Annotated in this window: 19 protein-coding genes; 5 read left to right on the top strand and 14 right to left on the bottom strand. The window is 62.4% G+C overall.

The window, feature by feature from the left end:
• Positions 1-122 precede the first annotated feature (122 nt).
• Positions 123-827 (top strand): YebC/PmpR family DNA-binding transcriptional regulator, encoded by a 705-nt coding sequence (locus tag DTP52_RS02290; RefSeq protein WP_003199952.1) that lies wholly within the window; start codon positions 123-125, stop codon positions 825-827.
• Between the two features lie 190 nt (positions 828-1,017).
• Here DTP52_RS02290 and DTP52_RS02300 read toward each other — a convergent pair whose 3' ends face one another.
• From DTP52_RS02300 to DTP52_RS02335, 8 genes are all read right to left on the bottom strand, one after another.
• The gene (locus DTP52_RS02300) at positions 1,018-2,343 is read right to left on the bottom strand and encodes a leucine-rich repeat-containing protein kinase family protein (protein ID WP_109751651.1); all 1,326 of its coding nucleotides are present in this window, start codon (positions 2,341-2,343) and stop codon (positions 1,018-1,020) included.
• A 144-nt stretch (positions 2,344-2,487) separates the two neighbouring features.
• On the bottom strand, positions 2,488-3,549 hold the full coding sequence (locus DTP52_RS02305) for an ABC transporter substrate-binding protein (protein ID WP_109751652.1): 1,062 nt from the start codon (positions 3,547-3,549) through the stop codon (positions 2,488-2,490).
• 18 nt (positions 3,550-3,567) lie between these two features.
• Positions 3,568-4,683 carry an FAD-binding oxidoreductase gene (locus DTP52_RS02310; protein WP_109751653.1) on the bottom strand — a complete coding sequence of 372 codons (1,116 nt, stop codon included), beginning with the start codon at positions 4,681-4,683 and terminating at the stop codon, positions 3,568-3,570.
• Positions 4,680-6,035 carry an NAD(P)/FAD-dependent oxidoreductase gene (locus tag DTP52_RS02315; protein WP_109751654.1) on the bottom strand — a complete coding sequence of 452 codons (1,356 nt, stop codon included), beginning with the start codon at positions 6,033-6,035 and terminating at the stop codon, positions 4,680-4,682. Before DTP52_RS02315 ends, DTP52_RS02310 begins: the two co-directional genes overlap by 4 nt.
• Positions 6,036-6,201: 166 nt before the next feature.
• Positions 6,202-6,492, bottom strand: coding sequence for a (2Fe-2S)-binding protein (locus DTP52_RS02320; protein WP_109751655.1), 291 nt, complete (start codon positions 6,490-6,492; stop codon positions 6,202-6,204).
• A gap of 7 nt (positions 6,493-6,499) precedes the next feature.
• Positions 6,500-7,294: an ABC transporter permease gene (locus DTP52_RS02325; protein WP_109751656.1), complete on the bottom strand. Its 795-nt coding sequence runs from the start codon at positions 7,292-7,294 to the stop codon at positions 6,500-6,502.
• A 6-nt stretch (positions 7,295-7,300) separates the two neighbouring features.
• Positions 7,301-8,170, bottom strand: a complete 870-nt coding sequence (locus DTP52_RS02330) for an ABC transporter permease (protein ID WP_109751657.1) — start codon at positions 8,168-8,170, stop codon at positions 7,301-7,303.
• Positions 8,167-9,192: an ABC transporter ATP-binding protein gene (locus tag DTP52_RS02335; RefSeq protein WP_109751658.1), complete on the bottom strand. Its 1,026-nt coding sequence runs from the start codon at positions 9,190-9,192 to the stop codon at positions 8,167-8,169. The genes DTP52_RS02330 and DTP52_RS02335 overlap by 4 nt, the downstream gene beginning before the upstream one ends.
• A gap of 247 nt (positions 9,193-9,439) precedes the next feature.
• Here DTP52_RS02335 and DTP52_RS02340 point away from each other — a divergent pair, with 247 nt between their 5' ends.
• Positions 9,440-10,276, top strand: coding sequence for an IclR family transcriptional regulator (locus tag DTP52_RS02340; RefSeq protein ID WP_109751659.1), 837 nt, complete (start codon positions 9,440-9,442; stop codon positions 10,274-10,276).
• A 135-nt stretch (positions 10,277-10,411) separates the two neighbouring features.
• On the opposite strand, the gene DTP52_RS02350 is transcribed toward DTP52_RS02340, so the two are convergent.
• A complete protein-coding gene (locus tag DTP52_RS02350) occupies positions 10,412-11,164 on the bottom strand; it encodes an anti-sigma factor (protein WP_109751660.1) in 753 nt (250 codons plus the stop codon).
• A complete protein-coding gene (locus DTP52_RS02355) occupies positions 11,161-11,667 on the bottom strand; it encodes a sigma-70 family RNA polymerase sigma factor (RefSeq protein ID WP_109751661.1) in 507 nt (168 codons plus the stop codon). The genes DTP52_RS02350 and DTP52_RS02355 overlap by 4 nt, the downstream gene beginning before the upstream one ends.
• A gap of 168 nt (positions 11,668-11,835) precedes the next feature.
• Here DTP52_RS02355 and DTP52_RS02360 point away from each other — a divergent pair, with 168 nt between their 5' ends.
• Together DTP52_RS02360 and DTP52_RS02365 are read left to right on the top strand one after the other, a co-directional pair.
• Positions 11,836-12,918: a catalase family peroxidase gene (locus DTP52_RS02360; protein WP_109751662.1), complete on the top strand. Its 1,083-nt coding sequence runs from the start codon at positions 11,836-11,838 to the stop codon at positions 12,916-12,918.
• Complete coding sequence (locus DTP52_RS02365; protein ID WP_109751663.1) at positions 12,915-13,451, top strand: cytochrome b; 537 nt, start codon at positions 12,915-12,917, stop codon at positions 13,449-13,451. Before DTP52_RS02360 ends, DTP52_RS02365 begins: the two co-directional genes overlap by 4 nt.
• A 139-nt stretch (positions 13,452-13,590) precedes the next feature.
• Here DTP52_RS02365 and DTP52_RS02375 read toward each other — a convergent pair whose 3' ends face one another.
• On the bottom strand, positions 13,591-14,742 hold the full coding sequence (locus tag DTP52_RS02375) for a M14-type cytosolic carboxypeptidase (RefSeq protein ID WP_109751664.1): 1,152 nt from the start codon (positions 14,740-14,742) through the stop codon (positions 13,591-13,593).
• 493 nt (positions 14,743-15,235) lie between these two features.
• A complete protein-coding gene (locus tag DTP52_RS02380; RefSeq protein ID WP_109751665.1) occupies positions 15,236-15,577 on the bottom strand; it encodes a DUF6124 family protein in 342 nt (113 codons plus the stop codon).
• 131 nt (positions 15,578-15,708) lie between these two features.
• Here DTP52_RS02380 and DTP52_RS02385 point away from each other — a divergent pair, with 131 nt between their 5' ends.
• Positions 15,709-16,356 carry a LexA family transcriptional regulator gene (locus tag DTP52_RS02385; protein WP_109751666.1) on the top strand — a complete coding sequence of 216 codons (648 nt, stop codon included), beginning with the start codon at positions 15,709-15,711 and terminating at the stop codon, positions 16,354-16,356.
• A 29-nt stretch (positions 16,357-16,385) separates the two neighbouring features.
• Here DTP52_RS02385 and DTP52_RS02390 read toward each other — a convergent pair whose 3' ends face one another.
• Together DTP52_RS02390 and DTP52_RS02395 are read right to left on the bottom strand one after the other, a co-directional pair.
• Positions 16,386-18,335, bottom strand: a complete 1,950-nt coding sequence (locus DTP52_RS02390) for an acetyl/propionyl/methylcrotonyl-CoA carboxylase subunit alpha (protein ID WP_109751667.1) — start codon at positions 18,333-18,335, stop codon at positions 16,386-16,388.
• Positions 18,332-19,150, bottom strand: a complete 819-nt coding sequence (locus DTP52_RS02395) for a gamma-carboxygeranoyl-CoA hydratase (protein ID WP_109751668.1) — start codon at positions 19,148-19,150, stop codon at positions 18,332-18,334. The genes DTP52_RS02390 and DTP52_RS02395 overlap by 4 nt, the downstream gene beginning before the upstream one ends.
• Between the last annotated feature and the right edge of the window lie 9 nt (positions 19,151-19,159).

Here is a 19,159-nt window from a genome sequence, read left to right on the forward strand (position 1 = left end):
CGCTGTGAAAATGTCGATCCAGCAGGGTGAATTTTTGGTCGATCAGCCGGTTTAGGCCGTATAAACTTGCGCCACAGCGCCGGCCGGCAGATGTCTCGGCGCGTCAGACAAGAGAGTGAGTAATGGGCGCACAGTGGAAGGTTAAACACAAAGAAGCGGCTGCCAACGCCAAGGGCAAGATCTTCGGCAAACTGGTGAAGGAAATCACCATTGCCGCGCGCAACGGCGCTGATACCGCTACCAACGCGCACTTGCGCCTGGTGGTCGAACAAGCGAAGAAGGCCTCGATGCCCCGCGAGACCCTGGAGCGTGCGATCAAGAAAGGTTCTGGTCAGCTCGGTGAGACCGTGCAGTACCACCGCGTGACCTATGAAGGGTTCGCGCCGCACCAGGTGCCGCTGATCGTTGAATGCGTGACCGATAACATCAACCGTACCGTTGCCGAAATTCGCGTCGCGTTCCGCAAGGGCCAACTGGGCGCCTCGGGTTCGGTGGCGTGGGACTTCAACCATGTCGGCATGATTGAAGCCGCACCGGACAGCCCGGACGCCGATCCGGAAATGGCCGCCATCGAGGCCGGTGCCCAGGATTTCGAGCCGGGCGAAGAAGGCGCGACCTTGTTTCTCACCGACCCTGCCGACCTCGATGCCGTACAGAAGGCGTTGCCGGAGCAGGGCTTCACCGTGTTGTCGGCCAAACTGGGCTACCAGCCGAAAAACCCGGTCAGCGGCCTGACCGATGAGCAGATGGCTGAAGTCGAAGCTTTCCTCGAAGGCCTCGATAACCATGACGACGTGCAGGACATGTTTGTCGGGTTGGCCGGTTAAGCACTACACCCCCTGTGGCGAGGGAATTTATCCCTGGGTGCGGTTCACTCTGTGGGAGCAAGGCTTGCCCGCGATGAAGACGACGCGGTCTCTGAGAAATCGAGGTGTCCGCATCGCGGGCAAGCCTTGCTCCCACAGATAAATCCCCTCACCACAATAGGCGGCGTGCCTGTTAGTTTGGGGGGCTGGTTTAGTCGATGTGTTTGAACTCGCTCAGCAACCTTTCAATCTCATCGAACTCTGGCCGCGCCAGCACATCCGGCTGACAGCAGCGCGCCTGCAGATCCTGCAGCGCTGCCAGGTCCACAGCACTGAGCCTCGGCTCGATCCGCGTCAGCAATTCCCCCAGCAGAATCCCGAAGGCTCGCACCTCGATGCGTTGCAGTGCGCGGGTTTGCCCGTTGTCCGTGGTGGCGTGGAAAGACGCCGCGCCAAAGTCTCCCAGCAGGCAATCGCCTTGGTCGTTGTACAGGATGTTGTGCCCGTACAGATCCCCATGGGTGATGCCCTGGCGGTGCAAGTGCGCGGCCACCGAGGCGATGCCGTGGGCGATGCGCAAGGCTGTTGGGGCGCTGAGGCGCAGCTCGTCGGCATACACGTCGCGGGTACATGATGCCAGGCTCGGCAGCCCGGCGAGATTACGGTAGCTGGGCGCGATCAGCGCCATCACCAGTCCGGCCTGTTGCTCGGGATGCCCGTCAACCTGGCCCAGCACGTCAATCAGGTTCGGGTGTCGACCGGCAGTGATGCAGGCATGCATCTCATGCAGGGGCGAGCCGTCGCTGGTCATCTGGCCTTTGTACAGCTTCACTGCAACGTTTCGGGCAATTTGGCCGGGCGGCTGCCAGAGCGCCTGGTGAATCACTCCCGATGCGCCTTCGCCCAATTGTTGTTGCAAGCGCAACTGCGCCCAGTCGATGGGCGTCGTGGCAGCCAGGGCGGCCGCTTCGGCTTGGGCTTCCAGCGGATTGCCGGCGTAGGCCAACCAACTGAGGCTTGGCAGTTGCAGCAACCATTGCGGCAGTTCGGTCAATTGGTTGGCGGCGATGCGTAGCAGTTCGAGGCGATGACACTGGCCCAGGCTTGCAGGCAATTGCTGCAGACGGTTGCCGGCCAGCATCAGTTTTTGCAGGTGTGGGCGTTGGCCCAGTTCATCGGGTAATTGGCTGACGAGGTTGTCGGTCAGGATCAGCCAGCGCAGCAGCGGTGGCAGGGCGGCGCCAGTGACGCGCTCGATACGGTTGGCCTTGAAACCGACCATGGTCAACGCGCTGCAACGGCCCAGGCATTCGGGCAGTTCTGTGAAGCGGTTATCCGAACAGAACAGCACGCGCAGGTGGGTCAGCCGATGCAGGTCGTCGGGCAGCGTGTCCAACTGATTGCCGCTGAGGTTGAGTATTTCGAGGGAGTCGGCCAGGTCGAAGATTTCCCGGGGAAACTCTGTCAAGCCGCAGGCCAGGTCCAGTCGGGTGATGCCTGAGAGCTGGCCGGCGCGCAGTTGGGCGAGGGTGTGCATGGCGGGGTTCGCTGTTGATCAAGGGGCGGGCGCAAGGTCCGAAGCCAGACAGTTAACCAATAATCAGCCCAACACAAAACCCTGTGGCGAGGGGATTTATCTGTGGGAGCAACAGTGTTGCTCCCTTGGCCACAATCGATCGCCCTAGCGTTCGATACTGCGGTTCCACCGCGCGTTCCAGGCCGGGCGTTGTTCGTTGACCTGGTCCCAATCCACGGCAATCGCCGTTTCCAGGTATTGCTTCATCGCCTCCACCTGGCCGCGGGTCTTGTCGGTGGTCGGGGTATTGGGGTTGGAGGGGATCTGGTCGCCTTCTTCCAGGGCAATGGCCTGGGCTTCAGGTGTCAGCAGGAACGCGGCAAGCTTTTGCGCCAGTTCCGGCTGGGTGTTCTGGGCGATGGCGCATTCGGCGACGTTGAGCACCACGGCGCCTTCCTTCGGCTGGGCGTATTCGACCGGCATGCCCTTGAGTTTCAACGCGGTCACCTGGGTCGGCGTCAGCGGAAACAGGGCGGCTTCGTCGGTCTGCAGCATTTCGGATATCTTCGCCGAGCTGGGGATGTACTCCAGCACGTTGCGCCCCACCGTGTTTGGCCAGGCCTTGAAGCCCGGCTCGACATCGGTTTCGCTGCCGCCCTGGATCCGGTTGAACATCAGGAAACCGTGCAGGCCGAATGTGGAGGAGGCCATCGACTGGAACACCACTTTATCCTTGAAACGTGGATCGGCCAGGTCCATCCATGAGGTGGGCGTATTCCAGCCTTTTTCCTTGAACAGCCGCGTGTTGTAGGCCAGCCCCGTCACCCCGAGGCTGACGGCCACGGCCTGATCCTTGATGCGCCCCTTGGCCGGGATCTGCGCCAGGGTCGGGCTGTCCTCGAGTTTGTCGCACAGCCCCATGGCGATGGCGCGATACATGATGCCGTCATCCAGGAACATCACGTGCATCTGCGGGTTGCCTTTACTGGCCTGCACCTTCGCCAGGATATCGGCTGAGGTGCCCGGTACCATGACCACTTTGACGTTGTTGGCTTTTTCGAAAGCAGGCAAGACCTTGTCGGCATAAAGCCGCTCCATGGTTCCACCGTTCATGCCCAGGTAAAGCGTCGGCTCGGCCAACGCCTGGGTGACCGGGAGCAGGGCGCCCAGGCAAGCGGAGCCCAGCGAGCAGAAACCGAACAGTGCACTGCGTTTGACGTTATTCATTGGCGCGACCTTCCTCTATCAAGCAACGGAGATGGAGTGGAACCGGGTGATGGAAAACGCATCCAGCGGCGTGCTCGAAGCCCCGCTGCAGATGATCTCGGTGAGCGCCTGGCCCACCGCCGGGCCGATCTGGAAACCCGCGCCGGCAAAGCCGAACGCGTGCAACAGACCAGGCTGGGTGCTGCTGTGGCCGATCACCGGCTGGCGATCGGGCAGGTAACCTTCGGTGCCGCTCCAGGTACGAATCGCCTGGGTGCCCTCCAGGAATGGATAGAGCTCGACAGCCTGGCGCAGGATCTCGATCACTGCGTTCTGGCCGGGACGGGCGCGAGCAGCGTCCAACGCAAAACCTTGGCCGCCCCCCAGCACACAGTTGCCACGCGCGACCTGGCGGGCATAGATACCGCCCCCCTCGACGCCGGTGCTGGCGTCCATGACCAAGGGCAAGGGCTCGGTGACCAGCATCGCCGGGTGCCCTGCATGCATGGGCACCGCTTCGCCGAACTGCGCGGCGAACTGGCTGGCCCAGGCTCCGGCGCAGTTCAGCAGCCAGGGCGCGTGGAAGGTCAGACCTGTCGCGGTGTTTACGGCAAAGCGCTGGCCGTCGTGCACAACGTTACTGACGGTGCATTGTTCGTGGACTTGCGCGCTATGTCGGCGAGCGGCCTGGGCAAACGCTGGTGAGACCAGGCGCGGATTGGCATGGCCGTCATCCGGGCACAGCGATGCCCCGACCGCGACAGCACCGACCCACGGAAAGCGAGCCCGCAGTTCTTCTTGATCGAGCAGCTGCAAATCCAGGCCGAAGCCCTGGCTGCTGGCGGCGTAGTCGCGCAACGCTTGCAGATCATCGGCACTGCGGGCCAGTTTGAGATGACCGCTGCGCTGGTACTCACCGTCGATGCCGATCAACTGGGGCAACTGGCTCCAGATTTCATGGGCCCGTTGCGACAAGGGCAGTTGCGACAATGGCCGGCCCTGGCGTCGCACACCGCCGTAGTTCACGCCACTGGAGTGCGAGCCACAGAAGTCGCGCTCCAGCAGCGCTACCCGGCGGCCGGCCTTGCTCAGGAACAACGCGGCCGAGGCGCCGATAATGCCACCGCCAATGATCACCACATCCACTTCGATCATGGCTCGACCTCCAGGCCGAACGGCACTGGCTTGACCGGCGCCTGGGCCCGCAAGCGGCCGATGTCGGAAATGGTGCGGCCACTTTCGCGCGCAATGATTTCCGCTGCCGCGGCACCGCACATCCGACCCTGGCAACGACCCATGCCGACCCGGCAATGCGCCTTGACCCGATTGATCTCCCAATGGCCTTCGCCCACCACCCGGCGGATGTCACCCGCGCGGACTTCTTCGCAGCGGCAAATCATCAGGTTATCGGCCGCATCGGCGGCCCAGCGTTCAGGAAAGGCAAACGCGCGCTCCAGGCCTTCCCGGAACCGACCGATGCGTTCAAGGGCTTGTTCCAGTTGCGTGCAACGTTGTGGGTCGGTGGAGTAGCCGCTGTCTTCGAGCAAGGCCAGGGCCGCCCGTTCACCGGCCATTTCAGCTGCGTCCGCGCCCATGATTGCGGCACCGTCACCGGCCAGGTAAATCCCCGGCACGCTGCTGCGCCCGGCGTGGTCCCGTCGTGGCAGCCAGGCGCGGTTGAGGGCATTCCAGGCAAACTCGCAACCCAACAGGTCGGCCAGTTGGGTTTCGCTGCGCAAGCCATGGGCGAACGCCACCGCGTCACAGTCGAGGGTGTGTTCGCCGCTTGCGTCGTGCCATTGCAGCGACTGCACCCGGCGTTCTCCATCGAGACGCGCCAGGCTCGCGCCTTGATGCACGGCGATGCCGCGGGCGGTTAGCCAGGCGCGGTAGTAGAGGCCCTTGGCGAGGGTGACCGGTTGTGCCAGCAAGCCGGGCAGGGCACGAACCTGGGCGCTAAAGGGCGAACTGTCGAGGACCGCGACCACCTTGGCGCCGGCCCGGGCGTATTGATAGGCCACCAGATACAACAACGGACCGCTGCCGGCGAACACCACCCGTTCACCAATGGCGCAACCCTGGAACTTCAGGGCGATCTGCGCCGCGCCCAGGCTGTACACCCCGGGCAGGGTCCACCCCGGTACAGGCAGGATCCGGTCGGTGGCGCCGGTGGCGACGATCACGCTGGCGTACTCGAGGCGCGCGGTGCGACCTTCATGCAAGGTATCGAGCAGGCCGGCCTCGGCGTTCCACACCAGGGTGTCGGGACGGTAATCGAGCTGTTCACGCAACGCGTCGAGGGTCTGGTGGATGGCGTTGGCCTTGGACGCTTCAAAGCCATAGAGCTTGGCTGGCGGGCGCTTGAAGTTGGCCGGTTGGCGCCGATAGATCTGCCCGCCACCGCGAGTGGCTTCGTCCAGCAGGACGGGGTATATGCCGTGGGCGACCAGGGTCTGTGCGGCACGGATACCGGCCGGGCCGGCGCCGATGATGGCGACGGGTTTCATGACCACCTCGTTGGCGATGCAGTGAGATTGGCGACATCTTTAAAGACGCCATCGCGAGCAAGCTCGCTCCCACATCGGATTTGCGGTGGACGTGGATTTTGTGGACGGCACAAGTCCCCTGTGGGAGCGAGCCTGCTCGCGATGGGGGCATATTTGGCTACATTGTTCATACCTGGCGCCCCGGTTCGCGGATGATGTGCTGCCCGGCTTCGAGCAGGGTCGAGCAGGCGCGTACGCGGCGGCCATCACCCAGGCGCACCCAGCAGTCCTGGCAGGCACCCATCAGGCAGAAACCGGCCCGGGGTTCGGCGCTGAAGTCACTGCCGCGCAGGTGCTCGCTGCAGGTCAGCACGGCGGTCAACAGGGTGTCCCCCAGAAGGCCGGTGGCGGGCTGGCCGTCGAGGGTAAAGTCCAGGGCCGGGCGGTCGCCTTCGGCCAGTCGTTTCAGCAGTGCCATGACACCCTCATTGTTTGCCTACCAGGACTCGATCCAGGCCATAGACCCGGTCGAGCAGAATCATGGTCAGCGCGGTGAGCCCGATGACCAGCGCCGACACCGCCGCCATCATCGGGTCGATGGATTCGGTGGCGTATACGTACATGCGTACCGGCAGGGTTTGCGTGGCCGGCGAGGTGACGAAGATCGACAGCGTGACTTCATCGAAGCTGTTGATGAACGCCAGCAACCAGCCTCCGGCCACCCCCGGCAGGATCATCGGCAGGGTGATTTGCCGGAACAGCGTGAAGCGCCCAGCCCCCAACGATTGCGCGGCCTGCTCGGCGCTGCGGTCCAGGCCGATGGCCGAGGCCAGCACCAGGCGCAGCACGTACGGCGTGATCACCAGCACATGGGCGAAGATCAGCCAGGCAAAGCTGCCGTTCACGCCCATCAGCGCAAACAAACGCAGTAACGCCACCCCCAATACCAGGTGCGGAATGATGATCGGCGACAGGAACAGACCATTGAAGAAATCCCGGCCCGGGAACTCGAGCCGGGTGATCGCCAGGGCCGCCGGCACTGCAATCAAGGTCGCCAGCGAGGCCGCGCAGAACGCCAGGATCAGGCTGTTGTAGAACGCGTCGACAAAGTCCGCGCGCTCGAACACGGCGCGAAACCAGCGCAGGGAGAACTCGGTGGTCGGCAGGCTCAAGGTGTTTTCCGGGGTGAAGGCGACGAGGCAGACCACCACCAGCGGCGCGAGCATGAAGACCACCACCAGGGCGTGGAACAGCAGTGCGAAAGGACCGTTTCTGGACATGACCCGTTACCCCAATGACTTCTTGTAGCGGCCTTCGATCATCCGGTTCCACGACAGCATGATCAGCAGGTTGAGCAACAGCAGGGCGACAGCAATGGCCGCACCCATGGGCCAGTTCAGTTCTGACAGGTACTGGTCGTAGATCAACGTGGCGACCATCTTCAAGCGCCGTCCGCCGAGCAGACCGGGGATGGCGAAGGAACTGGCGGCGAGGCCGAACACGATCAGCGTGCCGGAGAGCACGCCGGGCATGATCTGTGGCAGCACGACCTTGCGGATCACCGTGAACTGGCTGGCCCCCAGCGACAGCGCGGCCTGTTCGGCGGCCGGGTCGAGTTTCTGCAACGAGGTCCAGACTGGAATGATCATGAACGGCAACATCACGTGGACCAGGGCGATGACCACGGCGAACGGGGTATAGAGCAGCTTCATCGGTGCGCCACCGAAGGCTTGCAGAGCCTGGTTGACCAGGCCGTCGGCGCCGAGCAGCAGGCTCCAGCCGAAGGCTCGCACCACCACTGAAATCAGCAGCGGCGTGAGAATCAGGATCAGGAAAATCGAACGCCACGGTGCGCCCATGCGGCTGAGGATGTACGCCTCGGGCACACCGATCAGCACGCACAAGAGCGTGGTCAGGGCGCTGATCCAGAACGTGCGCAGGAATATCTCGTAGAAGTACGGGTCCCCCAGCAGGCTGGTGTAGTGGTCGAAGGTAAAGGCGTCGTTGTTGATGCCCGAACTGTAGTCGAAGACGTTGAATGACAGGACGAGCGTCAAGCCCAAGGGAATGACCAGCAGGCCCAGGTACAAGGCCAGGGCCGGCGCGGACATCAGGTAACCTTGCCGGCCACGGCGCATCGCATCGATCAGCTTCATGCCGGCACCTCGTCCGTGCTCAGCACCCGCAGCAGCGCCGGATCCCAGTCCAGGCCCACCGCCGTGCCTTCGACCAAGGGCGCGGAGCCGTCGTTGCGGCGTACCACGCAGAGTTCACCCAGGCTGGTGGTGACGCCGTACAGCCATTGGCTGCCGAGAAAGAAGCGGCTGACGAGGGTGCCTTGCAGGCGGCCCGAGCCCGAGGCAAGCAGATCGATTTTTTCCGGGCGCAGGCTCAGGGTCAGGTCAGCGTCGCTCCGGTTGCAGACTTGAACGACGCCCGCGCCATCGCGCAGGCCGGGCAGCAGGTTGGCCTTGCCGACGAAGCCGGAAATGAATTCGGTACGTGGGTGCTCGTAAAGGGTGTACGGCGCGTCGATCTGGGTGATACGCCCGGCCTGCATCACCACGACCCGGTCGCTGATCGACAGGGCTTCGGACTGATCATGGGTCACCATCAGGGTAGTGATTCCGACTTCGCGCTGGATGCGGCGGATTTCGTATTGCATCTCTTCGCGCAAGTTGGCGTCGAGGTTGGACAGCGGTTCGTCGAGCAACAGCACCGGCGGCTCGATCACCAAGGCTCGAGCCAGCGCCACGCGTTGACGCTGGCCGCCCGAGAGTTCCCGTGGGTAGCGTTCGGCGTGTTGGTCCAGGCGCACCAGCTTCAACACTCGATCCACGCGTTGTTGCAGCTCGGCATTGGCGACCTTGCGCATGCGCAGGCCGAAAGCGACGTTGTCCCTGACGGTCATGTGGGGGAATAGCGCGTAGCTCTGGAATACCACCCCCAGGCCACGGCTGGCGGGCTTGGCATGGGTGATGTCGCGGCCGTCCAGCAGGATGCGCCCGCTGCTGACTTCGACGAAGCCGGCGATCATTTGCAGGGTGGTGGTCTTGCCGCAGCCCGAAGGCCCCAGTAGCGAGACGAACTCGCCTTTTTCCACCGACAGGTTGGTGGCGACCACGGCGTCGATGTCGCCGTAACGTTTGCCAAGTCCTTTAAGTTGCACAAAAGCCATAGCTGCGCTCCACCTGGGATTGTTATGCGTCGCCGCAAGGGCGCGCTTTTTTGTATGGGCAGATACGAAAAGGTGCTGCTGGGGTGCGTTGGCGCTCGACCTTGAGTCGGCTGCCGCTGTTGTTCGAATCGCCCCTGTATGGACGCAGAGTAGGACGAAGAATAGGATGGGCTCAATGGACTATTTCACTGAAGAGAAGACTATTTTCAATTTCATTCAGTGAGTAAATTTAATAATGAGAAATAGCATGTTTAATTCCACTGAGCGGAATAATGAAAAAGGCGAGGTGGGTGTCAGCGCGGTCTCCAGACTGTTTGCCGTGTTGCGCAGCCTGGGTGACACCGTCGAGGGCGGCGAGCGGGTGACGCAATTGGCCCAGCGCATCGGTTTGTCCCAACCCACCACCCATCGCTTGTTGCGCAGCCTGATGGACGAGGGCATGGTCGAGCAGGACGCTCGCAGCAAGCGCTATCGCCTGAGCCTGGAGTTCTTCGCCCTGGCCGCCCGCGCCGGTAACACCGGCAACCTGCGCGAACTGGTGCGCCCGGCCATGCTGCGGTTGTCGGCTTCCTTGGGAGACTCGCTATTTTTGCTCGCCCGCAGCGGTTTCGATGCCATCTGCCTGGACCGTAGCGAAGGGCCATTTCCGATCCGCACGTTCACCGGCGACATTGGGGGGCGCGTGGCGTTGGGCGTGGGGCAGGGCAGCCTGGCGATCCTGGCGTTCCTGCCGGAAGAAGAGCGCGACACGGTGATTCAATACAACCTGCCGCGGCTCAAGGATTTCCATTTGTACGATGAAGTCTTCCTGCGTTCGGAAGTGGAGAACGTGCGCACGCTGGGCTACGCCGGGCGCAACACTGGTGTATTGCAAGGCATGGCCGGGGTGGCAGTGCCGATCCTGGACCGTGACGGTCGGGCCGTGGCCGCCTTGAGCGTGGCGACGGTGAGCGATCGCCTGGGGCCTGATCGCCTGCCGACGGTGGTGGACATGCTCAAGCGTGAGGCGGCCCTGATCGGGCCGCGGATCAACCCGTTCGACCCATTGCTGCGCAGGCCTTCGCAGGTGTTTGGGCAGGGGTGAACCGACTCCTCTGAACTATCGCAGAACCCTTGTGGGAGCGAGCCTGCTCGCGATAGCGGTGGTCCAGTCAGTAATGTGCCGGCTGACACATCGCTATCGCGAGCAGGCTCGCTCCCACAGGGGCGGCGGCGGGGATCAGAAATTCAGGGTCTGCTTGAGCCGCTGCGCTGCCGGCATATCGCTGGGTATGACCATCGCATAGTTGTAGCCCGGGCCGGACCAGTACTCGGCTTGCAGCTCGCCGTCACGGCGGCTGCCACGAGGGAGCAGGAAGTTTTTCGGGCCCGGTGGGCGCACGTAGAAGCTGATCTTCTGACCGCTTTGGTCCTGGTAAACCACCATGGCCGCCGCCCCTTGCTCGGTGCTGAGCAAGCGCCCGCTGACCGGCTTGAAGCCCGCGCCCGACAGGTCGGGCAGTCGGTCGGCCTGGGTGAAGTAGCGGTCGAGCCAGCCTTGCATGCTCCGCTCGTCGCCCGTCTGGTAATCGGCTGGCAGGATACCTTGCTGGGCAATCAACCGGTACGCCTGCAGGGCATCGGCCATGGGGGCTGCGGCGCTGAGCAGGGTCATTTGCCGCGCTTGCCAGCCACCGAAGCCTCCCACGCTGACGGCCAGCAACAACATCGCGGCGCTGGCCAGGTGGCGGCGGGAGCGATGTTTCAGGTGCTGGCGAATCATCGCCGGGTCGAGGTCCGGGTTGGGCGGCTGCTGCAAGGTTCCACTCAGGGCCGTGCGCAGGTGCTGCGCGTCCTGTTGCCAGGCTCGGACCCGGGCGGCGACTTCAGGCTGGTTGGCCAGGTAGGCCTGCACCAGGCGCTGGTCGGCCTCGCTCAGTTGGCGATCGACGTAGGCGTGCAGGTCGCTGTCGCTGGGGGGGATGTTGATCATTTGAGTATCCGCAGGGCAGGGCGGGTGATTTCGCCGTCGCTGAGTTGGCGCAAGGCCTGGCGGGCGCGGGACAGGCGGGACATTACCGTGCCGGTCGGCACGCCGAGGATGTCGGCGACTTGCTGGTAACTCAAGCCTTCCACCGACACCCAGAGCAACAGGGCACGCTGTTCCGTCGTGAGCTGATCGAAGGCCTGCAGGGACGATTGTGCGATCACGCTACGCTCGGCCGAAGGATGGGCGTCATCGCGACCGGTGAAAAACTCCAGCATGCGCGCGTACCGCCGGGAGCGGCGATGGCCGTCGAGAAACTGCCGATACAGAATCGAAAACAACCAGGCCCGCAGGTCGCCGTCCGGGCGCTTGTCGGTCCATTTGGACAACGCCCGTTCCAGGCACATCTGCACCAGGTCGTCGGCATTGCTCGGGTTGCGCGTCAGCGACACGGCAAAACGCCGTAGCCTGGGGATGAGTTCGCGCAACTGTTCGTCGAGTGCGTTCATAGGGTGTGGCTTCTGTGGGCAGTCACTGCACCGGGACTGGAAAGACGACCCACGAACGAGATTATTCCAGGGCAGGAAAAATAAATACGAGGCATGGGAATAAACCTGACGGTCCTTCGTCTGACGGGTCCATTTCCAACGAATGGCCTCGCGCCCTGGAGCTTTCTCATGGTTGATCCTTCATCCTCGTCGAGCCGGCCACCCTTGAGTGCCGCCGCCCTGACATTGCGCCTGAGCGGCATCGCCGTGATTGTTGCCGCGTTGGCCGGGGCGTTTGCCTACGTCAATGGCAGCCTCGACCCACAGCGCCTGACACCGCAGGCGCTGGTCAATGTCCTGGAAAAAAACAACGGCGTTCACCCGGGCTTTCGCCGTAACCACTCCAAAGGTGTCTGCGTCGTGGGCTATTTCCAAAGCACGGGCGAGGCCAGCGCCTATTCCAGCGCCCAAGTGTTCTCGCAGCCGCAAACGCCGGTGGTCGGGCGTTTCGCCTTGCCCAGCGGCAACCCCTATGCACCGGACGCAAGCGTGCCGATTCGCAGCCTGGCGCTGCGTTTTACCCAGGCCAACGGCCAGCAGTGGCGCACTGGCATGAACAGCATGCCGGTGTTTCCGGTGGGCACGCCCGAAGCCTTCTACCAACTGCAGCAAGCCCAGTCGCCGGACCCCGCCACAGGAAAACCGAACCCTGCGGCCGTACCGGCGTTCTTTGCCGCTCACCCCGAAGCCGCGCCATTCCTGCAATGGATCAAGACCGCCAAGCCGTCGGCCAGTTATGCCAGCGAAACTTACAACGGCATCAACGCGTTCTATCTGGTCAACCCCGCCGGGCAACGCCAGGCGGTGCGCTGGGGCGTGGTGCCGATGACTCAGGACGCTGCGGATACGACGCCACCCCAGGGGGCCGACTTCCTCGAGCAAGACTTGGTGAAGCGTCTCGCCGCCGGGCCGTTGCGCTGGCAACTGAACATCACCTTGGCCAACCCGGGTGATCCGGTGAACGACGCCAGCAAGGCCTGGCCCGCTGACCGCAAGGTACTCAATGCCGGCACGCTGGTGTTGGAGCGTACCCAGGCGCAGGACAACGGCGAATGCCGCGACATCAACTATGACCCGCTGATCTTGCCCCAAGGGATCGAAGGTTCCGACGATCCGCTGCTGGTCGCGCGCTCCGCTGCCTATGCCAGTTCCTACCTGCGGCGCACCAGCGAAGTGAACCAATTGCCCGCCCACCAGGAGTCCCGCCCATGAGCGCCCCTCGTCACTTTGCACCGCTGGCTCGGTTGCTGCACTGGCTGATGGCATTGATGATCATCGCCATGCTGTTTATCGGCGCGGGCATGGTCGCCTCGGTGTCCGAGCGCCATGAATGGCTGCTTCAGTTGCACAAGCCATTGGGTATCGCGATTTTGCTGTTGGTGATCGTGCGCCTGGTGGTGCGCTTCAGTACCCGACAACCACCGCTGCCGGCCGATCTGCCAGGCTGGCAAGTGTTGGCGGCGAAGGCTTCGCATGTATTGCTGTACGCCTTGATGCTGGTTCTGCCGCTGCTGGGCTGGGGCATGATTTCGGCGGCGGGGGATCCGGTGATGCTCGGCAATTGGTTGCAACTGCCCTCGATCCTGCCAGCGCACGCCCAGACGTTCGCGCTGCTGCGCAAGGCCCACGGGTACCTGGCTTACTTGCTGTTCCTGACTGTGCTGGTGCATCTGGCGGCGGCGTTGTTTCACGCGTGGGTGCGTCGGGATGAGGTGTTGGACAGCATGTTGCGCGGCAAGGGTTGATGGTGGGAGCAAAGCTTGCTCGCGATACAGGCGACTCGGTTTCAGAAAGACCTCACCGCCTATATCGCGAGCAAGCTTTGCTCCCACATTGTTCCCACTCAGGGAAGCACCTTGGACAAGGGTTGATCAGGTCATTGGATCAGCGCAACTCGTCGACCATGGCCTCGATGGTGCTCAACACATCCTTGCCCAGTTGCATCGAGCGTTTGCCAGACCAGCCGGTGATCGGGTTCGGGTGATCGTTGTGGTCCTTGAACGGCATTTCCAGGGTCAGGGACAGGCAGTCATATTTCTGCCCGACCGCATTACAGGCCAGGGTCATGTTGGCCTGGCCCGGTTCGTCGCGGGTGTAGCCGTGAGCTGTCTGGAAGTCTTTGGTCTGGTGCTTGAGATGGCTGCGAAAGCGCTCTTCGAGTTTGGCGATGCGTGGCGTGTAGCCTGGGTTGCCTTCGCAACCGGCGGTGAAGACGTGGGGGATTTCCTCATCGCCGTGAGCGTCGAGGAACAGATCGACGCCGTACTTTTCCATTTGCTGTTGTACGAAAAAAACCTCGGGGCTGATTTCCGGACTGGCGTTCTGCCAGGCACGGTTGAGATCCTGGCCCATGGCGTTGGTTCGCAGATGACCGTGGAATGCGCCGTCGGGGTTCATGTTCGGTACCAGGTACAGATCGGCCTTGGCGAGCAACCGGTTCAGTTGCGCATCGTCATGGTGCTGGAGGCGCTCGATCACGCCCTCCATGAACCATTCGGCCATGTGCTCACCGGGGTGCTGCTGGGCGATGATCCAGATTTTGCGTCGGCCTTCGGCACCGTTGCCCTTGCGCAGCAGTTGAATGTCACGGCCTTCCACGCTTTTACCAACGGCCAATAGCTCGGTGCCGGCCTTGTGCTGCGCTTGTTCGATCAGCCAATCATGACGACCGCGGCTGTAGGGTTCGAAGTAGGCGAACCAGGCGTGGGGTTGTTCGGCCTCCAGATGAAAGCGCAGGGCGTCGCCTTCAAACTGGGTCGGAATGCGGAACCAATTGACGTGGTCGTAGGAGGCAACGGTCTGGTAGCCCGTCCAGGCCTTGTTATAGGACGATTGACTGGCGTTGAGCAGGCGGAAGGAATATTCCTGGCCGACATGCAGGCCGCTGGCCTTGAAGTGGAACCACTGGAAATGGGCACTGCGGGTGTCGGGCCTGATCTTGAGCAACGACTGCAACGGGTTGCTGATGTCGACGACCTCGATGTTGCCGCTGTCGAAATTGGCACTGATATCAAAGGAAGATTTAGCCACGGTCACGATTCCTGGAAAGGATTTTCATGCCGTTACTTTACACGCAAGGAAGGCGAATCGAGACGATTTAAGTCACGTAAACGAGGGGGCGTCCTCCCTGGACGCCGAGCCAGCTTAGAGAGTCTGCAATTGATTCTCAAGTGCTGGTTAGCGATAGATTTCGCCTGTGTGGCGGGAGGGCTCTTGTAAACGGATATTCATTTGCTATCATCGCCGCCACCGAATTGGCAGCATCCAAAAAGACTTCATTAGCCTGAAGCCATAAGCCGAAAAATCGGCAAAAAAAGACCCGGCAAAAAGCCGGGTCAAAAACCGTGATTAGCCTGATGAGGAGATATTCCAGAAGTCCGACCTAAGGTCTTCTGGTCTATCGACTGATCTCGCGACCAGCTGATGCAATAATAATCATTATCATTTGCAAGTCAAATGGTTTTATCGCATCGATTGGAAAATTTTTCTCGTCGTTCGCGTTCGCGACGACATTCCCAATGTGTTACTCCTAGCGGGCAGGGTAACCATCCAGGGATCGGTCAAGCATCACCTTGACCAGATCGATCATGTGCACCACCGAAAATGCCAGGTCACGGCTCGAACCATTCAACTGGTTGGCGGACTCGTGGGCGGTCGCCGCGGCACAACGCAGCAGGTCGCACGCATGAACGAGGGCTTCTTCTGCGCTGATATTGTGGTTGACGTCGAAGAAGCGATGTTCTGCCGGTGCCTGCGAAACACCTGGTTTCAGGTAGTAGTCGAGGGCACGTTTGGCCGCCGGACAATCCTGCAAGGGAGGAAACGTACCGTCGAAAGGGCTGCTGGGCTGGTCTTTGCTGGGTGTATCCATGGTGATGGAAATCTCCGTGTAGGGGGCTGAACTCCTGAATCCAGAATAGTACTTATCGTAATTGTGACGATAATTTAAATACTACAATTTGTGTTTTGAATGGTCACAGTCACCCACGTATCGTGCCGCACATGGATAAATGGATAGAGTTGGTCAAGGCCAAGATGAAGGAGCTGCGCATCACGCAAGTGGTGCTCGCGGAGCGGTTGGGAATGTCCCAGGGCGGCGTCGGCCATTGGCTGACCAAGCGCCGGCAACCCAGTGTCGAAGACATGAACCGGGTCCTGCGGGAGCTGGGGCTGGAGTTTCTGGAGGTGGCAATGGTGATTCGCGAGCCGGACACCTCCACGGACGAAGGCATGGCCCTGGCGCAGAAGTACAACCCGTACTTCCGCTACCCGGTCAGTGAATGGCATGAGGTTGGCGGGGTTCGCGAAGGTGATCCTGGCGCCTACAGCCAGGCGCGCTACGAGCTGACGGACTACCACGCCCTGGGCGATGCATTCTGGCTGGTAGTGGTGGGCGATGCGATGACCGCACCCAGCGGGTTGAGCATTCCCGAGGGCATGTCGATCCTGGTGGATCCGGCCATCGAGGCGGTGCCTGGCAAACTGGTGGTCGCCTGCTTGCCTGGCAGCAGTGACGCGACCTTTCGCAAATTGATCGAAGAGAGCGGTCAGCGTTACCTGGTTCCGCTCAATCCGACTTACCCGAAAACCCTGTACACCGAACAGTGCCGCCTCATCGGTGTGGTGGTGCAGGCCACCATCAGGTTCTGACTGGATCGGCCCTGGGAGCGGGCCGATTCCTATTCTTCGAACGCCACCAGGGCGCAGCCTTCGCTGACCATTTCACCTTCCTGGCAGTACAACGCCTTGATCACACCGGCCTTCGGCGCACGAATGCTGTGCTCCATTTTCATGGCCTCCAGTACCACCAGTTGCGCCCCGGCTTCCACCGTCTGGCCGACACTCACCAATACCCGCACGATACTGCCATTCATGGGCGCAGCCAGGCCACCTTGATGGCTGTGGCTGGCCTCGGCGGCGGCCAGAGGGTCGTACAGGTCGATCCGGTGCAGGTCACCCGCCCATTGCAGATACAGGCTATCGCCCCGGCGAATGGCCCGATGGCTGCGGCGCAGGCCGTGCTGCTCGATTATCAGTTGCTCGCCCTTGAGTTCCGCGCGGCGGGCGCTGATGTCCAGCGTTATCGCGCGATCCTGGCCTTCGCAGCTCAGGTGCAGGGTGGTTTCCCTGGGCAGCCCCAGGCGCAGCCCGGTGGTGCTGGCCCAAGGTGAATCGGCGTCATCACCGCGTACGCGCGGTGTCAGGCTCAAGGCGAATCCCTGGGCGGCTGCGGACCAGAACGCGTCATCCAATTCGCCAGGCTCTGGCAGTAATTGCGCCTGGTAACGTGGGATAAATCCGGTATCCAGCTCCGCCGCCGCAAAAGCGGGGTGGGCCACGATTCGTCGCAGAAAACCAATGTTGGTTTTCAGCCCGCCAATGGCAAATTCGTCGAGCATGCTCAACAGCCGCAAGCGCGCCTGCTCACGGTCTTCACCCCAGGCAATCAGCTTGCCGAGCATCGGGTCGTAGAACGGCGAGATCTCGTCACCTTCCTCCACACCACTGTCGACCCGCCGCCCCGGCCCCTCGGCCGATTCGCGATACAACGCCAGGCGCCCGGTGGCCGGCAGGAAATCGTTGACCGGATCCTCGGCATACAGCCGTACTTCGATGGCGTGACCCAGCAGCGGCACTTGCGTTTGAGTGATCGGCAATGGCTCGCCTTGGGCGACGCGGATCTGCCAGGCCACCAGGTCCAGTCCGGTGATCGCTTCGGTGACCGGATGCTCGACTTGCAACCGGGTGTTCATCTCCATGAAGAAAAACTCGCCCCGCGCATCCAGCAGAAACTCCACCGTACCGGCTCCGACATAACCAATCGCCTGGGCCGCGCGCACGGCGGCTTCGCCCATCGCCCGCCGCAGTTGCGGGGTCAGGCCGGGCGCGGGGGCTTCTTCCACCACTTTCTGGTGGCGGCGCTGGATCGAGCAATCGCGTTCGTTGAGGTACAGGCAGTTGCCGTGTTGGTCGGCAAATACCTGGATTTCCACATGGCGCGGCTTGAGCAGGTATTTCTCCACCAGCATCCGTGAGTCGCCGAACGAGGACTGCGCTTCACGCTGGGCCGAGGCCAGGGCTTCGGCCAGTTGGCTGACGTCCTCGACGACTTTCATGCCCTTGCCGCCACCGCCAGCGGTGGCCTTGAGCAAAACCGGGTAGCCGATGCGCTCGGCGGCGTCGCGAAAGGTGTCCAGGTCCTGGGCTTCGCCGTGATAACCGGGCACCAGGGGCACCCCGGCAGTTTCCATCAAGGTCTTGGCCGCCGATTTGCTGCCCATGGCATCAATGGCCGAGGCCGGTGGGCCAAGGAAGATCAGCCCGGCGTCTTCAATCGCCCGGGCGAACCCGGCGTTCTCGGACAGAAAGCCATAGCCGGGGTGGATGGCCTGGGCGCCGCTGGCTTTTGCGGCGGCGATCAATTTGTCGATTTGCAGGTAGCTGTCGGCGGCCTTGCTGCCGCCCAGGTCGACGCGAATGTCGGCTTCGCGGCTGTGGCGGGCATCGCGGTCGGTGGCGCTGTGTACGGCAACGGTGGTCAGGCCCATGGCCTTGGCGGTGCGCATCACGCGGCAGGCGATTTCGCCACGGTTGGCCACCAGCAATGTGGTGAGGGCGGGTGCGCTCATCGACGCGGCTCCTTATGACTCGATTCGGCTTGCCAGTTCGGCGCGCGCTTTTGCAGGAAGGCCCGCAGACCTTCCTGGCCCTCCGGGCTGACGCGAATACGGGCGATGGCGTTTTCGGTGTAGCGCCGCAGCGCCGGGGTCAGGGCGCCGTTACCGACTTCGCGCAACAGTTCCTTGCTGGCGCGCATGGCCGCCGGGCTGTTGAGCAACAGATTGTCGATCCATTGCTCGACTTGCTGGTCGAGGGTTTCGGCCGGGTAACTTTCCGACAGCAAACCGATTTCTTTCGCGCGTTGCCCGTCGAAGCGTTCTGCAGTCAGGGCATAACGACGCGCCGCACGCTCGCCGATGGCTTGCACCACGAACGGGCTGATCACCGCCGGCGCCAGGCCAATGCGCACTTCCGATAGACAGAACTGTGCTTCATCAGCGCCAATGGCCATGTCACAGGCGCTGATAAGCCCCAGTGCGCCACCGAACGCCGCACCCTGGACGATGGCTAGCGTGGGAATCTTCAGCTTGGCGAGGTTGTACATCAGCTCCGCCAGTTCCCGGGCATCATCGAGGTTGGTGTGGTAGTCGAGCTCGGCCGATTGCTGCATCCAGGCCAGGTCGGCGCCAGCGCTGAAATGCTTGCCGCGCCCGCGGATCAGCAGGAAACGCAAGTTTGGATCGCTGCTGACGTGGTCCAGGGCAAGGATCAGTTCGCGGATCATTTCGGCGTTGAACGCGTTGTTTTTCGACTCGCGGCTGAGCCACAGGGTGGCAACGCCCCGTGGGTCGGTGTGCAGTTCGAGGGTGTTGAAGTTATCCATGGTCGTTCC

This window comes from Pseudomonas sp. 43mfcvi1.1, from assembly GCF_900115935.1.
Classification (GTDB): Bacteria; Pseudomonadota; Gammaproteobacteria; order Pseudomonadales; family Pseudomonadaceae; genus Aquipseudomonas; species Aquipseudomonas bijieensis.

Coding starts and splice junctions, on each gene's coding strand:
- DTP52_RS02290 (WP_003199952.1), top strand. CDS start 123: ATGGGCGCACAGTGGAAGGTTAAACACAAAGAAGCGGCTGCCAACGCC.
- DTP52_RS02300 (WP_109751651.1), bottom strand. CDS start 2,343: ATGCACACCCTCGCCCAACTGCGCGCCGGCCAGCTCTCAGGCATCACC.
- DTP52_RS02305 (WP_109751652.1), bottom strand. CDS start 3,549: ATGAATAACGTCAAACGCAGTGCACTGTTCGGTTTCTGCTCGCTGGGC.
- DTP52_RS02310 (WP_109751653.1), bottom strand. CDS start 4,683: ATGATCGAAGTGGATGTGGTGATCATTGGCGGTGGCATTATCGGCGCC.
- DTP52_RS02315 (WP_109751654.1), bottom strand. CDS start 6,035: ATGAAACCCGTCGCCATCATCGGCGCCGGCCCGGCCGGTATCCGTGCC.
- DTP52_RS02320 (WP_109751655.1), bottom strand. CDS start 6,492: ATGGCACTGCTGAAACGACTGGCCGAAGGCGACCGCCCGGCCCTGGAC.
- DTP52_RS02325 (WP_109751656.1), bottom strand. CDS start 7,294: ATGTCCAGAAACGGTCCTTTCGCACTGCTGTTCCACGCCCTGGTGGTG.
- DTP52_RS02330 (WP_109751657.1), bottom strand. CDS start 8,170: ATGAAGCTGATCGATGCGATGCGCCGTGGCCGGCAAGGTTACCTGATG.
- DTP52_RS02335 (WP_109751658.1), bottom strand. CDS start 9,192: ATGGCTTTTGTGCAACTTAAAGGACTTGGCAAACGTTACGGCGACATC.
- DTP52_RS02340 (WP_109751659.1), top strand. CDS start 9,440: ATGTTTAATTCCACTGAGCGGAATAATGAAAAAGGCGAGGTGGGTGTC.
- DTP52_RS02350 (WP_109751660.1), bottom strand. CDS start 11,164: ATGATCAACATCCCCCCCAGCGACAGCGACCTGCACGCCTACGTCGAT.
- DTP52_RS02355 (WP_109751661.1), bottom strand. CDS start 11,667: ATGAACGCACTCGACGAACAGTTGCGCGAACTCATCCCCAGGCTACGG.
- DTP52_RS02360 (WP_109751662.1), top strand. CDS start 11,836: ATGGTTGATCCTTCATCCTCGTCGAGCCGGCCACCCTTGAGTGCCGCC.
- DTP52_RS02365 (WP_109751663.1), top strand. CDS start 12,915: ATGAGCGCCCCTCGTCACTTTGCACCGCTGGCTCGGTTGCTGCACTGG.
- DTP52_RS02380 (WP_109751665.1), bottom strand. CDS start 15,577: ATGGATACACCCAGCAAAGACCAGCCCAGCAGCCCTTTCGACGGTACG.
- DTP52_RS02385 (WP_109751666.1), top strand. CDS start 15,709: ATGGATAAATGGATAGAGTTGGTCAAGGCCAAGATGAAGGAGCTGCGC.
- DTP52_RS02390 (WP_109751667.1), bottom strand. CDS start 18,335: ATGAGCGCACCCGCCCTCACCACATTGCTGGTGGCCAACCGTGGCGAA.
- DTP52_RS02395 (WP_109751668.1), bottom strand. CDS start 19,150: ATGGATAACTTCAACACCCTCGAACTGCACACCGACCCACGGGGCGTT.